General features: G+C 41.2%; 11 protein-coding genes, 1 tRNA gene and 2 pseudogenes. 10 read left to right on the forward strand and 4 right to left on the reverse strand.

All coding sequences use genetic code 11. The annotated features are described in order from the left end of the window. The first annotated feature begins 52 nt into the window (after window positions 1-52). From xylA to IE039_RS05295, 5 genes and pseudogenes are all read left to right on the forward strand, one after another. Window positions 53-1,399 (forward strand): annotated as a pseudogene (xylA, locus tag IE039_RS05275) (xylose isomerase). Between the two features lie 245 nt (window positions 1,400-1,644). Beyond that, window positions 1,645-3,160: pseudogene (gene xylB, locus IE039_RS05280) on the forward strand (xylulokinase). A 119-nt stretch (window positions 3,161-3,279) separates the two neighbouring features. Next, window positions 3,280-3,367: transfer RNA gene (locus tag IE039_RS05285), tRNA-Ser, on the forward strand. A 283-nt stretch (window positions 3,368-3,650) separates the two neighbouring features. Beyond that, on the forward strand, window positions 3,651-3,992 hold the full coding sequence (locus tag IE039_RS05290; protein ID WP_010002186.1) for a hypothetical protein: 342 nt from the start codon (window positions 3,651-3,653) through the stop codon (window positions 3,990-3,992). Window positions 3,993-4,208: 216 nt separating this feature from the next. Then, complete coding sequence (locus IE039_RS05295; protein ID WP_009999925.1) at window positions 4,209-5,171, forward strand: cation:proton antiporter; 963 nt, start codon at window positions 4,209-4,211, stop codon at window positions 5,169-5,171. A 666-nt stretch (window positions 5,172-5,837) separates the two neighbouring features. On the opposite strand, the gene IE039_RS05300 is transcribed toward IE039_RS05295, so the two are convergent. Continuing rightward, entirely contained in the window at window positions 5,838-7,043 is a 1,206-nt protein-coding gene (locus IE039_RS05300) for an IS110 family RNA-guided transposase (protein WP_189428858.1), read from the reverse strand. 296 nt (window positions 7,044-7,339) lie between these two features. On the opposite strand from IE039_RS05300, the gene IE039_RS05305 reads away from it, so the two are divergent. Continuing rightward, window positions 7,340-7,600, forward strand: a complete 261-nt coding sequence (locus tag IE039_RS05305; protein ID WP_042252108.1) for a transposase — start codon at window positions 7,340-7,342, stop codon at window positions 7,598-7,600. Between the two features lie 56 nt (window positions 7,601-7,656). Then, window positions 7,657-8,415, forward strand: a complete 759-nt coding sequence (locus IE039_RS05310) for an IS3 family transposase (protein WP_189428859.1) — start codon at window positions 7,657-7,659, stop codon at window positions 8,413-8,415. On the opposite strand, the gene IE039_RS05315 is transcribed toward IE039_RS05310, so the two are convergent. Together IE039_RS05315 and IE039_RS05320 are read right to left on the reverse strand one after the other, a co-directional pair. Beyond that, on the reverse strand, window positions 8,375-9,583 hold the full coding sequence (locus IE039_RS05315; RefSeq protein ID WP_229782838.1) for an MFS transporter: 1,209 nt from the start codon (window positions 9,581-9,583) through the stop codon (window positions 8,375-8,377). The two genes, IE039_RS05310 and IE039_RS05315, sit on opposite strands and share 41 nt — an antisense overlap. A 70-nt stretch (window positions 9,584-9,653) precedes the next feature. Next, entirely contained in the window at window positions 9,654-10,388 is a 735-nt protein-coding gene (locus IE039_RS05320) for an NrtR DNA-binding winged helix domain-containing protein (protein ID WP_189428864.1), read from the reverse strand. 199 nt (window positions 10,389-10,587) lie between these two features. On the opposite strand from IE039_RS05320, the gene IE039_RS05325 reads away from it, so the two are divergent. Further along, window positions 10,588-11,073 carry a DUF805 domain-containing protein gene (locus IE039_RS05325; RefSeq protein ID WP_010004805.1) on the forward strand — a complete coding sequence of 162 codons (486 nt, stop codon included), beginning with the start codon at window positions 10,588-10,590 and terminating at the stop codon, window positions 11,071-11,073. 35 nt (window positions 11,074-11,108) lie between these two features. Here IE039_RS05325 and IE039_RS05330 read toward each other — a convergent pair whose 3' ends face one another. Then, window positions 11,109-11,789, reverse strand: a complete 681-nt coding sequence (locus IE039_RS05330) for a DUF6198 family protein (RefSeq protein ID WP_010000748.1) — start codon at window positions 11,787-11,789, stop codon at window positions 11,109-11,111. Window positions 11,790-11,916: 127 nt separating this feature from the next. Here IE039_RS05330 and IE039_RS05335 point away from each other — a divergent pair, with 127 nt between their 5' ends. Next, entirely contained in the window at window positions 11,917-12,687 is a 771-nt protein-coding gene (locus tag IE039_RS05335; RefSeq protein WP_055308486.1) for a (S)-acetoin forming diacetyl reductase, read from the forward strand. 270 nt (window positions 12,688-12,957) lie between these two features. Beyond that, on the forward strand, window positions 12,958-15,660 hold the full coding sequence (gene adhE, locus IE039_RS05340; protein ID WP_010004806.1) for a bifunctional acetaldehyde-CoA/alcohol dehydrogenase: 2,703 nt from the start codon (window positions 12,958-12,960) through the stop codon (window positions 15,658-15,660). Window positions 15,661-15,683 lie beyond the last annotated feature (23 nt).

A 15,683-nucleotide genomic window follows, 5' to 3' on the forward strand; every position in this document is an offset into this window, starting at 1 on the left:
ACACCAATCGAGATCTTCTTACTTAATCTACGTCACTAAATTCGTTCAAGTTATTTCTTGCAATCTGCCATTTCCAAAAGTGACTTATGTTGGCAATAAGTCACTAACAGCTGGTGATGGGTACCATTACTATAACGCTGATGAAGTTGTTGCCGGCAAGAAGATGAGCGAATGGCTCAAGTTTTCAGTTGCCTACTGACACACAATGGATCAACGTTTGACAGATCCGTTTGGTGAAGGCACAGCAGTACGCCCATGGGATAATGCGGGTGACGGCGATGAAATGGCCGCAGCGTTGGCAAAAGTCGACTACATGTTCGAATTTTTGGACAAGACAGGTATTGAATACTTTGCTTTCCACGATCGCGACTTGGCACCAGAAGGTAAGACATTAGCCGAAACAAATGCGAACCTTGACAAGGTGATCGACAAGATCGAACAAAAGATGCAAGAAACTGGCAAGAAGGTGCTTTGGAACACAGCCTCACTCTTCACTAACAAGCGTTTCTTAGCTGGTGGGGCAACAACACCATTTGCCGAAGTCTTTGTTTATGCCGCTGGTCAAATTAAGCACTCACTTGACATCGCCAAGCGTTTGGGTTCAGAATCTTATGTTTTCTGGGGTGGTCGTGAAGGTTATGACTTCCTCTTGAATACAGACACAGAGCGTGAATTGGACCACATCGCAGCATTCTTCAAGTTGGCTAAGGACTATGCCGATGAAATTGGTTACACAGGTCAATTCTTGATTGAACCAAAGCCAAAGGAACCAACACAACACCAATATGACTTTGATGTGCAAACAACGATTGCGTTCTTAAAGACATATGGTTTGGAAGACACATTCAAGTTAAACTTGGAAGGTAACCACACTTACTTAGCTGGTCATACTTATGAACATGAAGTTCGCTTTGCGCGTGAAGCTGGCTTGCTTGGTTCACTTGATGCCAACATGGGTGACAAGCTCACTGGTTGGGATATCGATGAATTCCCAAATGACATTTACGAAGCCACATTGGTCATGTATGAATTCTTGAAGAATGGTGGTTTGCCAACAGGTGGTTTGAACTTCGATTCAAAGCCACGTCGTCAGAGCTTCGAATTCGAAGATCTCTTCTACGCTCACATTGCTGGTATGGATACGTATGCTGCCGGTTTGAAGGTGGCCGCTAAGTTGATCGAAGATCAAGTCATCGAAAACATTTTGAAGGAACGCTATGCTTCATTTGATTCAGGTATTGGCGCAGACTTTGAAGCTGGTAAGGTGACATTGAAGGATCTGGCTGCTTATGCGGAAAACAAGACAGATGACGAAATCAATGCAACATTGAAGTCAGGTCGCCAAGAACAAATTAAGGCCACATTGAACAACTACATTTTCTCAGTGTTGGGCAAGTAAGCATTTAAATTAATCCGATTATATATCCTCCCTAAAAAATAATTTCCTCTCCTTAAATTAAATTTCCAATCAAAATTAACATATACCGATTTAGCCAACAACTGATGCAATTGGTTGTGTGGGAAAAGGCATCGCAACTGACGTTGCGATGCCTTGTACATAGCATGCAGGATAAAATTTACCATGATTATCAGTATTACTGCATGCGAATAATTTTAGTCATTAAAGTCAATTGGAGAAAAATTATGACACAAGTTGTATTAGGTGTCGATCTTGGCACATCATCTGTTAAAGTTTCTGCTGTGGATCGTGAGGGTCAAATTGTTGCGCAGCAAAGTTTTGATTACCCACTGTCACAGCCACATCCCGGCTGGTCTGAACAAAATCCTGAAGATTGGGTGAATGGGACAACGGTTGCCATTGTGAACTTAATTTTAAAGGACGGCATTAAGCCAGAAGATATTGCGGGCATCTCTTATTCGGGCCAAATGCATGGGCTTGTCTTATTAGATGAGCACCATCAAGTGCTGCGTCCAGCAATTTTGTGGAATGATACCCGCACGACAAAGCAAACGCAAGAAATTGCGGATAAGATGGCAGACAAGTTTGTCGCCATTACGCGTAACCATGCTTTGGAAGGTTTCACATTACCTAAGATTCTTTGGGTTAAAGAAAACGAACCAGAAATTTTCAAGCAAGCGAAAACATTCTTGTTGCCAAAGGATTATCTACGTTACCGGATGACCGGTAAGTTGGCGATGGATTATTCAGATGCGGCGGGGACAGTCGCGCTGGACGTTGCCGGTAAGACATGGTCAAAAGAAGTACAAGAAGCATTTGATTTACCAGCTTCATTCTTCCCAGAATTAATTGAATCAACAGACTTAGCTGGATATATTTCAGACACATACGCCTCATTCTCTGGCTTAACAACCGATACAAAAGTGTTTGGTGGGCGCGGCCGACAATGCAGCGGGTGCTGTGGGTGCTGGCTTATTACAACCAAATATGGTGATGTCATCGATTGGGACATCAGGCGTGGTGGCTAAATTTGAAGCACAGCCAGATGTGGATTATCGCGGAGATATTCACTTCTTTAATCACGCCATTCCGAATACTTTCTATTCAATGGGCGTGACGTTGGCAGCCGGGGATGCCAACGCTTGGTTCAAGTCTGTCTTTGGACAAGACATCCCGTTTGCAGAATGGGTGAATGCCGCGGCTGAATCATCAGTTGGGGCGAACGGATTGATCTTTACGCCGTATATTTCTGGTGAACGGACGCCTTATCCAGATGCGGACATTCGTGGTAGCTTTACTGGAATTGATCGCACCCATCAACGTGCTGACTTTATTCGTGCAGTGTTGGAAGGCATTATTTTCAGCTTTAAAGACATTATGACGATTTATGATCGTGAAGGCGCTGAATTTGATACAGTCGTTGCTATTGGTGGTGGGGCTAAGAGTCCTTTGTGGTTGCAGATTCAAGCTGATATCTTCAACAAGAAGGTTGTCACACTGGCCAACGAACAAGGTCCAGGTTTAGGTGCTGCTATGATTGCGGCAACAGGATTAGGTTGGTATGATTCAGTTCAGCACGCGGCGAGTGAAATTATTCCATTTGGCGCAACTTATGAACCAAATCCCGAAGCAGTGGCTAACTATGAGCAAGTGTATGCGATTTATCAACAAGTCTATGCGGCAACAAAGGATATTTCACATGACCTAATGGCCTACCGACGCCAACTTAAAAACGCCTAAGAACGGGCTAATTAGCCTACGATGTCAGTCATTGTCACTTGAGTAACGTGATCATCGTGCGCAAATCGATGAAAACGCTTGATACTATCAGCTATGTTTGGTATGATAGTATCTGTTATGGAGAAGTACTCAAGCGGCTGAAGAGGCGCCCTTGCTAAGGGTGTAGACGTGTTAAAGCGTGCGAGGGTTCGAATCCCTTCTTCTCCATTTAGCATTTCATGGCGTTGCATAAGGTTGTAAAAACCTTGATGTAGCGCCTTTTCTTATGAAAAACGTTGCACTGTATTTCATAGCATTTCACACAAAATGGGAAACATTTTAAATAAGCAAGTAAGCAGTGTAACGGCGTTTAAGCCGTTTTTTATTTGGCTAAATGGTACAGAATAGCACATAAATAAAAATGTGGTACATAAATAGCATATATACTTAAATAAATTGTATATATACAGTATAATATTTATAGATGATCGTATTTACAATGAGGCAACCTATGACAAACCAATGGACTAATCGTGAAATTTTGAGAAGTTATTTTATGGGGATGATAGATTTACAGATTGAGTACATGGATGAATACCCAGATAGTAATAATCAGTATAGACGAGACAATGAGCAGTTTATACGTGACATTAAGCGTGTTTTAGATGAGTTTAGTCTCAAACTAACACCAGAGTTAAAAGACATGTACAAGCTCAAATATCGAGAAAAGAAAGCATTTGGAGAGTTCTACAATGTTGTAGCACCAACTAACTATATTGTGGCATTAAATAACGAATTAAATGCCATAGTCAGTAAGATAGAGCGACCATATGCAAGATTGTATAATGAGTGAGTCGATAAAGTAGCATGAATTCAGTCGTGTTAGAACATCACAAAAATTAATTTCAAGAATAAAGAAGTCAAATTTAACTAAATAATCAAATTTGATTTGAACATCAAAAATATGATATAGTAAATGTAATTACATTTGAACGGTTGGGCGTAAGCTTCAAGAATGGTTAGTCGGGGAACTAGCTATTTTTGAGGCTTTTTAAAGTTAGGAGAAAAAATGGAGTATCTATTAATTTTGTTGCTTGTTATAATTACGGTTATACTTGGGAAAATAGGCACTTGGTTTGGGTTGTCTGAAGTTGTTGGACAATTATTGTCTGGAATCATTTTAGGAACCAGTGGTTTAAATATAGTAGAACCAAGTTATTTCATTCACTTGTTTGCTGAGACAGGTATTTTCTTGTTAATGCTAAACTCGGGCTTAGAGTCTGATTTAAAAGAAATGAAGAAATATATTAAGGCCTCATCACTTATTGCAACCATGGGGGTGATATTACCCATAATTGCTTTCCCGATTGCGTTTTTATTGCTCGGATATAATATACAAGCTTCTATATTTGCTGGTGTTGTTTTCTCTGCAACTTCTATTTCCATCACATTGGCTGTATTAGCTGAACAAAAAAAATTAGCTACTTCAATGGGGGCAATTATACTTTCGGCGGCGGTATTGGACGATATAATTGCTTTGTTTGCTGTAACATTGTTCTCTGTCTTTGTAGGCGGCGGTACATTAGGGATAAATAGTTTATTGCCCTTATTTGCTTTTGCGTTAGGAATAGTATTGAGAAAATTTGATTTTTCTGATAAGGTTGGCGTTTTAAGTACAAAAATTGGTAATTGGTTATTCTATCCTGTATTTTTTGGATCTATTGGCCTTGGAGTTGCAATTCAAGGATTAGGAAACAAGCTAACAGCTATTATAATATTTAGTGCGTTGGCTGTTGTTACCAAATTTATCGGATCTGCGTGGGGTGCAAGGTTTTCAGGTTTAAACGTTAATGTTGCAAACGCAATAGGAGCGGGGATGATTTCTAGAGGCGAGATGGCTCTTGTAATTATTCAAATAGGCATATCATCACAGATTATTAATGAGGATACGTCAGCTGAGTTTGTTATTGCCGTAATTATTTCAACGATAATAGCACCCATAATTATGAAACCATTATTTAAAAAGGTCTGATATACCGATTTATAAGGACCAAGAGTCAAATTTAATTGAATGGCATCATCATTTTAAAGCCTCTAGCACATAACAGTGAGTTTAGTCATTTAAGACATCGTGCATTGCAGTAAAAGCAGTGCTTTTTGTTTGTAATAAAGAAACCTGATGAACGATAGGAAGAAGATTTATTGTTGTCAGATTCAAAGAAACTTTTTATTGTTCTCTTGGTTGATTTGTTTCTGACTGATATTCGTTGTTGATAATTGAATACTTTGACAATGATTTGATGCTGAAAGAAAACACAAATGTAACGAACTAAACAAAGAAATAAGTTGAAATTCAATAAGTGATTTATGAAAATATAGAAATTTTTGGATCACATAAAGTCATTACCAATGTCGTTAGGATTTATAGGGGTGGTAAATTAGTTGACCAGTTCGCTAAAAAAGTATGATATATTACTAAAAAATCAGGTACATATGCCCCTAATATTTGTGTTTATAAAACGCCCCCGCCCATGGTGCTCTTATACTAAAAAAATGGACTATTTTTCTACCAGAAGTCAAGTGTTTCAATGCATTTAGCTTCTTTTTATGATGCTGCAATTGGTCATCAAGCACTACTAAAATAAACCGATGTCTTCACATTGGTTTTGCAAAATGTTAGGCTTATAAATGTACAATTCTAGCGCTTTGACGCTGTATCGTAATCGTACAATTGGTTATTCAAAATTAGATAGTGCATGGTTCGTAAGAGACGTGACATCGCACCAATAGCAATTTTCTTTGTTCCCTTTGACATTGAAGATTGCTTTTTCTTTTGATACCAATCATTGATATGATTTTGATGACCATAAGTTGCCGTACTAGCAATGTTACTAATGGCTTTGAATAGCACTTTTCTGGCGATTGTATTACCTCGCTTTGTGATGAACCCAGAACTTTTATAATCACCTGAATCATTAAATCGTAAGTCAATCCCGACAAAGGCATTCAATTTGTTACTAGTCGCAAAACGATGCAAATCACCTAATTCAGCGATTAGAGAAACCACTGTTTTGTCCGAAAATCCTGGTATACTCTGATAAATGTCATATTCAGGTAAATCTTTGGTCTGATCAACCATAATCGCTAAGACATTGGCCTTGCTTTGAGATAACGCAATTAAGCGCTGCGCATAATAACGCACCTCGGTGACATTATACGAAGCAACGGCAACAGCAGGCGCTGATAGGCTGCCAAGCGCCACTAGTTTATCAACGAGTCGTGTTAAACGCGCAACACCGATTTGACGACTGACGCTGCTTTGAATCGTATCGGATAACGTTTGTCGTGAATGCTTAGCCATTGTGGCATGAGGGATTAACGACACAATCTCCCAATATTGTTGGCTATCGGTAGTTGAAAACAAAGTTTCAATTTCTGGGAAAGTCAATTGAAGCAAACGATGTAGCCGATTTTTAGCGGACACAATATCGTGGTTTAACTGTTGGTAAAAACGACTCATATCTTGTAGTTCAATATAAATCGGATTCTGGACGTAACTTTTAGCACGCTTTAAAATGAATTGCGTTTCCGCCAAATGCTTGGCATCGTTAAGATCATTTTTGTTAGGACGTAATTGATCCAATTGCTTTTTAGCGGTCAAAGGATTCAGGTAAGTATAAGGATAATTGTGGGCCTCTAAGAAAGTTTTTAAACGTCTCGAATAAACGCCTGTCGCCTCAAACACGATATCTGGGAACGTATCAAACTGCATAATGACCGTATTTAACTGATTGAACCCAAAGACATCATGGGTGATCTTAAAATTCTGTACAACCTTACCATCAACAGCGACGGCAACTTGACTGGTTGCCTTCGAAACATCAATACCAATAACAGCGTGCATGAGTGCACCTCCAAAGAATAATTTATTGAAACAGTCACTGGTAGCCATCACCATCTAATTTTCTATACACGACGTCTAGCGTCTAACTTACTAAGAACAAATTGTGTGGTAACGCCAGTGAAACGGCCACTTTTATTCACGACATCCAGTGCCAAAAAAATCCGCGACCTATGCTTCACAACCTATTTTAGAATAAATCAAAAATAGGTGAAGACTATCTCCGTCGAGATTAATCTTCACCTTTAATGTTAGTAAGTTTTATTCAGTCCGTAAAATGAAAGTATAGGCGTATTTTTATGTCAATTCGTTATTCACAAGATTTCAAAGATTCATTGGTTAAACTTCACCAAGAAGGCCGTTCACTCAAATCATTAGCAGAAGAGTTTGGACCATCAAAAGATTCTATTGCTATTTGGGTTAAACAAGCTACCCCAATCATGATCAAGGGTCAGTCAAAGACTTTAAAAGACGTCAAGCAACTAGAGAAGCGCCTCGCTATTTTGGAGGAAGAAAACGAAATTTTAAAGCGAGCGGCCATCTTACTAGCCAAAAAATAGTCCGTAATGTGGGATTGCCGCTAGTTAATCAATTTTTAGCACAAGGCTACGCGCTTGTGCGTATTTTAAGTGCACTTAAAATCAAATCTAGTACCTATTACAATTGGCGCCATTGGCAGCCCAGTCGACAAGCAAAGCGTAGAGAATCCCTGAAACCTTATATTTTAGACGTTTGGAAAACCTTTAAACTTTATGGCTATCGTCGTATTGCTGCTTATAGTCACCTAAACAATGACTGTCCAAAAATATCTGAATATATGACACTCAAATTAATGCGTGAATCAGGGATTAGATCACGCATGCAAAAACGTTATCGCAAGCCAAAAACTGTGGTGACGGTCGATCAAAAGCCCAATCTGATTAGACACTTGCATGATTTGAGTGGTGTTTGGCAAACAGATATCACTTATATTCAGTTGACTAACCACAAATGGGTCTATTTAGCGACCGTTTTGGATCCTGAGAAGAGAAAAGTATTGGGCTATAAAATTGGCGATACAATGACAGCCGAGCTAGCCACAAGTGCCTTACAGATGGCGTTAGATAAGCATCGAAAGCCATTAATTATTCATTCAGATATGGGGTCACAATACACGAGTGCTGAATTTAATATTAAATGCCAAAATTATGGCTTGAAACATTCTTATTCACTCAAAGGACATCCATACGATAATGGCCGTATGGAAGCGTTTCATTCAATATTGAAGCGTGAAGAGGTTTATTTGAAGGCATACCAAACATTAACTGAAGTCCAAGCAGCCATTGGTTGGTATATCAATTTTTATAATCGCAATCGTATCTCAAATGTTGCCTAAGTAACTGAATAAAAATAGTCCAATTTATTGACTTCTGAGCAAGTGCCACCGCTATCAATAGTAGGCCAACAAAGAGACCAAAAACACCACCTATACCAAAATTGGCATCGAGTAACCAGCCGACCAAGAATGGTCCGATGGTTGCCCCTAAACGACCAACAGATTGGGCTGACCCCATCGCAGTACCACGAATGGTTTGGGGAAAGAGGCTGGGTGTTAAGGCGATCAGAATGCCCCAGGCACCAAGATCAAAGAACGATAACCAAGCACCAGCAATCAGAATCACTGGCGTGCTGTGTGCCAGACCAAAAACGAGACTGGCAGCGATTGTTCCCAGCAGATAAATACTGAGTAATTTTTTTAAGTTGATTTTAGTTAAGAGATAAGCGGCTAAATAGTAACCGGGTAATTGGGCAATGCTCATCCCTAGGGTATAACCAAGTGAGCGCACAACGGAAAAACCGCGTAAAACCAACACACTTGGCAACCATAGGAAAATCCCATAGTACGTTAACATGATGATGAACCAGACGAGACTGATATTAAGCAATGGCCAGCGGTGTTCGGGTGACCATAATGTCCGAAAGGCGGGTGTTGTTTGTTGCTTGGGCGCGATTGTATCTTCTGGGAGATGATGCCTGAGATACCAGGCATAAAGCGACAAACTAGCGGTTAAGAGTGCCGCTGTGCGCCAGCCGAAGTGGGGGATAATTAAAAACGCGATCAGTGAAGCGATAATCCAACCATAAGCCCAAAAGCTATCCACCAATACCAACATTTGATGGCGCTTGGTACCGGTATAGTGATCCGCAATCAGGGCTGCTGCAACGGGTAGTTCACCACCTAAACCAACTCCGGTAATAAAGCGAATCACCATAAACCAAGCCAGGTTTGGGGCAAAAGCCAGCGCTAAATTACTCAAAGAAAACAGGACGAGCGTCCACATCAGGACGCGTCTGCGCCCAAAACGATCCGATAATTTACCACACAACAACGCACCAATCATCATCCCCACAGACGTGATGGCGCCGACTAACCCAAGTTGGGTCTCGTTTAGCGTCCATTCTGCCTTCAATAGGGGCATCATAAACGACAATAAAGCGACGTCTAGCGCATCAATCATCCAGGCAGTGCCGACGACGAGCAACAGACGTTTTGAATTGACCATGATAAAATCTCCTTCTTTGCTAATAAAAGTATTTTTTACTTTTATTAATTAAGGCGATTGTACACTAGCGTTATTGAATAAGCAACTGATATTTTTTGGCTGGACGACCGGGGCGATTTTGGCTACTTGAACCAAGTGGCCGCAGTAAATGTTGATGATTCCGTAAAAAGTTAGAATTATCAGGCTCTTTTTTACCAAAACTTTCAAAAACATGGCGCGCCATTTTGAGTGTAAAGTCCGATCCCAAAATCAGCAAAATGGTCGGTTGATAGTCTAATTTATTGATAATGCGCTGAGTAGCGACGGTGAGCATCCAATTGTGGTCAAAAGCGAGACGCTTGGTTGGATCCTGGTGGGTGATGTAGTCATCGGCAACGAGTGTTTGGAAAGCTAAATCCTGATACTTGAAGCTAAATAAGCCTGACGGGTGTTTTTTCAGCGTAAACCACTGGGCATCCAGCGCACCAGGCCCGGGTTGGAGCGTCGGATAACTTGGTAAGAAGGTCATATAGCTGAGTGACAAGGCACGTTCGCCGGGCGAGCGGTTAGGCTCGGTAAATGTTGCCAGCTGTTCAGCGTGGACATTGGGCAAGTCGAGACCGAGTTTTTCTTTAACAAGCCGCAAAGTGGCCTCGTGGGCACTCTCATCGACACGTAACCAAGTCTCAGGTAATGCCCAAAAATTCTGGAAAGGGCTGTCTGCACGTTTGATTAATAGGAGTTTCACCGCTAGCGTCTCGGGGTCGAGACTCCAGATAACATTTGTGATGGTAATGCGTGGTTTTTCAATTGGCGTTGTGGTCATAGTTGCTGCCTTTGGTTGTGTGATTTTATTCATAGGGATTATCTTCATATTTTAACATTTTATCTCGGTTAACCGCATCTTATCATGGCGGGATACGGTTGAAATCCTGTGAACAAGGTGAATAAAATATTGAAAAATTTTTTTAATTTTTTAAGATATGGTAAAATGAATAGCAAGCTATCAAAGGGGGAAATAGGTAATGACAGCGTGGGGGGCCTTAGCTGACTTTTTTAAGCAGTATACCAATTTTCGTGGGACAAGTTCACGTCGTGCGTTCAATTGGGTTGTGTGGTTTTGGGGGAGTGTGTCTGTTATTGTGGCTAGCATCATTGTGGTAGTCGCTCGGCTAGGTGCTTTTTTTGGGCGACAAGCTGCGGCGCAAACGGAAACCAGTGCGGTTGAAGCAACGGTGATGCTTGTTGTGATGGTATCGTGTTTTATGTCAACCATTGTTGTTTTGCCAACCGTAGCTTTATACACGAGAAGATTACATGATATGGGTTATTCAGGGTGGTGGCAAGTTGTGCCGTTGAGCCTGAATATTTTATTTGTCAGTCTATTGTTAATCGATCACTTGCAATTACCAATATTGATGAAAATGTGGTGGTTACCAGGGATGGTGAGTTTATTACTGACAGCTTGGCTGTCGCTAGGAAAAACTAGTACAAGTCAGCGTTATCGTTAATATAAAAAGCAACGGCCAAGATGGCCGTTGCTTTTTTAGTCACCACGGACATCGCCGTGAACAAGATGTTTAAAGATATGGCGGTCAGCCCAAGCGATATTGCGACCTTGAAAAAAGAATGAGACGAGTGTGACCAGGCCAAGCGCGACAATTTGATGGCTAATGAGAAAGGCCACGCATGAAATCCCAATCGCGACGATGAAATTACTCATCTGAGCTTTTGAAGCATCACCATGAAAATAGTCAAAACGCAAAATATTCGTTAAGTCGTCTAGGGGGTGTAAGACCCAATTCACGCGTTGATAAATGGAAATGGCAACCCCGATCGTCCAAATGGCAAAAACATCGAGCAATAAACGCCAATACCAAGCAATGGCATCAACCCCTAATTTAACGAAAAAAGCCGCAAAGATGCCGACCAACAAACTAAAAGATAGTCCAAAGAGTACATTTCCTGTAAAACGGATCCAATTAAAGTTCATGGCGAGAAACATATTTAAAAAGGCAATCGATGTGGCAAATAGGGCCAGGAAAATCCCGATTTGCCAACCGGTGAGATGCGCAAGGTTGGCCGCACCAGCTGTCCACGGTGCAGAACCCATGGCTGTTGCGACACTTAAACCATTACCAAACGAATTAAGCATCAGGGAAATGGCAAAGAAACTGATTTTTTGCTTCAACCCAAGTTGGTAAAATTGACCATCCAGATAATACATACATTTCTCCAATTAATTGTCTTGCATTTATTATAGCAGTAACAACATGTAAGCGTAATTGTTTACAAATTCACATATAAGGTGTATATTGTTTGTGAAATAGTTATCAAGAGGAGGGCATTAAAAGATGACGAAAGTAGCATTAGTAACAGGAGCTGGACAAGGTATTGGACAAGCGATTGCGGAACGATTGGTTAAGGATGGCTTTAAGGTAGCAGTTGTTGGCCGTCATTTAGACAAAGTGCAGAAAGTAGCGGATAAGATTAACGACAACGGTGGCGAAGCCATTGCGATTCAGGCAGACGTAGCAAAACGCGCGGAGGTTTTTGCAGCAGTTGCTGAAACAAAAGAAAAATTTGGTGAATTCAATGTTATCGTCAATAACGCAGGCGTGGCACCAACAACGCCAATTATGTCGGTTACTGAAGAAGATATGAACTGGACTTGGGGGATTAATGTGAATGGTGTAGTCTGGGGGACACAGGCAGCCGCGGATGCCTTTATGTCACTTGGACACGGCGGTAAAATTATTAACGCAACATCTCAAGCGGGCGTACAAGGAAATCCTAATTTGACGGCGTATGGTTCAACGAAATTTGCGATTCGCGGTATTACTCAAACCACAGCTAAGGAATTAGCTGAATTTGGTATCACGGTGAATGCCTTTGCGCCAGGAATTGTTAAAACACCAATGATGTGGGACATTGCGCACGAAGTCGGGCAAAATGCTGGCAAAGATGATGAGTGGGGGATGGCACAATTCTCTGATGGGATTGCGCTTGGTCGTTTGAGTGAACCTGAAGATGTTGCTAATGTCGTGAGTTTCCTAGCTGGAGAAGATTCTAACTATGTGACTGGGCAAACAATTGTTGTTGACGGTGGCATGGTATTCCATTAAGCATATCTATATAAAGAGCGTAGCGCTATTTAGCGCTACGCTCTTTATATGTTGTTTTATTCGGGTTGTTAACAGTAATTTTTGTGATCAATTCGCCTTTTTAATTGACATTGTATATAAATGCACAAAAATATAATAGCGATAAAATTGTTTTAAAATTCTGATTAATCAACGTTTTAAAAAATGTTTCTGAAAAACTTGCATTTTAAACCAGGCTGTTATATACTTATATTGTTAATAAATGAGCAAACGATAAAAGGAGTAGTCATTATGGTAGACTCAAATGAAAAGAAGCCCGCAAAGAAGGCTTTGACGCCAGAAGAAAAGGCGGAATTACAAGCACAAGCTGAAAAAATGACAGCAGAATTGGTTGAAAAGTCTCAAAAGGCTTTGGCTGAATTCTCAACATATACACAAGAACAAGTTGATAAGATTGTTGCAGCAATGGCATTGGCTGGATCAGAAAACTCATTGCTATTGGCGCACGAAGCACACGACGAAACTGGTCGTGGAGTTGTTGAAGATAAGGATACAAAGAACCGTTTTGCTTCAGAATCTGTTTATAACGCCATCAAGTTTGATAAGACAGTTGGTGTCATTAGTGAAGATAAAATCCAAGGAAAGGTTGAATTAGCTGCACCACTTGGTGTATTGGCTGGTATCGTACCAACAACTAATCCAACGTCAACAACAATCTTTAAAGCAATGTTGACAGCAAAGACACGTAACACAATTATCTTTGCTTTCCATCCACAAGCACAAAAGGCTTCAGCACACGCTGCACAAATTGTTTATGAAGCAGCGGTGAAGGCTGGCGCACCTAAGAACTTCATCCAATGGATTGAAACACCATCAATTTATGCGACAACAGCTTTGATCCAAAACCCAGGTATTGCCTCAATCTTGGCTACTGGTGGCCCATCAATGGTTAACGCAGCCTTGAAGTCAGGTAACCCTTCAATGGGGGTTGGTGCCGGTAACGGTGCGGTTTATATCGATGCAACTGTTGACACAGACCGTGCGGTATCTGACTTGTTGTTGTCAAAGCGTTTTGATAACGGTATGATCTGTGCTACTGAAAACTCAGCGGTTATCCAAGCCCCTGTTTATGATGAAATTTTGCAAAAGTTGCAAGAACAAGGTGCTTACTTGGTACCTAAGAAGGACTACAAGAAGATTGCTGACTTCGTCTTCAAGCCAAATGCAGAAGGCTTTGGTGTTGCTGGTCCAGTTGCTGGTATGTCAGGTCGTTGGATTGCTGAACAAGCTGGTGTTAAGATTCCTGAAGGTAAGGATGTCTTGTTGTTTGAATTAGACCGCAAGAACATTGGTGAAGCCTTGTCATCAGAAAAGCTATCACCATTATTGTCACTTTATAAGGTCGACACACGTGAAGAAGCTATCGACACTGTACAAGCACTCTTAGACTATCAAGGTGCCGGACACAACGCGGCTATTCAAATCGGATCACAAGATGATCCATTTATTAAGGAATATGCTGATGCTATCGGTGCATCACGTATCTTGGTTAACCAACCAGATTCAATCGGTGGTGTCGGTGATATCTATACAGATGCTATGCGCCCATCATTGACGCTTGGTACCGGATCATGGGGGAAGAATTCATTGTCTCACAACTTGTCAACATACGATTTGCTTAATATTAAAACAGTGGCGCGTCGTCGTAACCGTCCACAGTGGATTCGTTTGCCAAAGGAAGTTTACTACGAAGCTAACGCAATCACTTATTTGCAAGATTTGCCATCAGTTAAGCGTGCCTTCATCGTGGCCGATCCAGGTATGGTACAATTCGGCTTCGTTGGCAAGGTTTTGAGCCAATTAGAATTGCGTCAAGAACAAGTTGAAACATCAATCTATGGCTCAGTACAACCAGACCCAACATTGTCACAAGCGGTTGAAATTGCACGTCAAATGGCTGACTTCAAGCCTGATACTGTTATCTTGCTTGGTGGTGGTTCAGCGCTTGATGCCGGTAAGATTGGTCGCTTCTTGTACGAATACTCAACACGTCACGAAGGTATTTTGTCAGACGAAGAAGGTATCAAGGAATTGTTCATGGAATTGCAACAAAAGTTCATGGACATCCGTAAGCGTATCGTGAAGTTCTACCACGCGCGTTTGACACAAATGGTTGCCATTCCAACAACATCAGGTACTGGTTCTGAAGTGACACCATTCGCCGTTATCACAGACGATGAAACACACGTGAAGTATCCATTGGCCGATTATGAATTGACACCAGAAGTCGCTATTGTCGACCCAGAATTCGTCATGACTGTGCCAAAGCGTACAGTTGCCTTCTCAGGATTGGATGCTTTGTCACACGCCTTTGAATCATATGTTTCAGTGATGGCGTCAGAATTCACACGTCCATGGGCTTTGGAAGCTATCAAGTTGATTTTTGAAAACTTGACAACATCATACAACTACGATCCAAAGAACCCAACAAAGGAAGGTCAAAACGCACGTACGAAGATGCACTATGCTTCAACACTTGCTGGTATGTCATTTGCCAACGCCTTCCTTGGTATCAACCACTCACTTGCACACAAGATCGGTGGTGAATTCGGTTTGGCTCACGGTTTGTCAATCGCGATTGCTATGCCACACGTGATTAAGTTCAACGCTGTGACAGGTAACGTTAAGCGCACACCATATCCTCGATATGAAACATACACAGCACAAAAGGATTATGCTGATATCGCCCGCTACCTTGGCTTGAAGGGTAACACAGATGCTGAATTGGTAGAATCATTGATTGCCGCAGTGAAGGATTTGGCTAAGTCAATTGACGTTGATTTGACATTGTCAGAAAACGGCGTTACTGAAGCTACTTTGATGAAGAGTGTTGATCAATTGACAGACCTTGTCTACAACGACCAGTGCACGCCTGGTAACCCACGCCAACCAAGCTTGGCTGAAATCAAGCAACTTTTGATTGACATGATTTAAACTTAATAGCAGTGACAGAAAAG

The sequence above is a fragment of the Leuconostoc lactis KCTC 3528 = DSM 20202 genome (assembly GCF_014651235.1).
In the GTDB taxonomy this organism is placed as follows: domain Bacteria; phylum Bacillota; class Bacilli; order Lactobacillales; family Lactobacillaceae; genus Leuconostoc; species Leuconostoc lactis.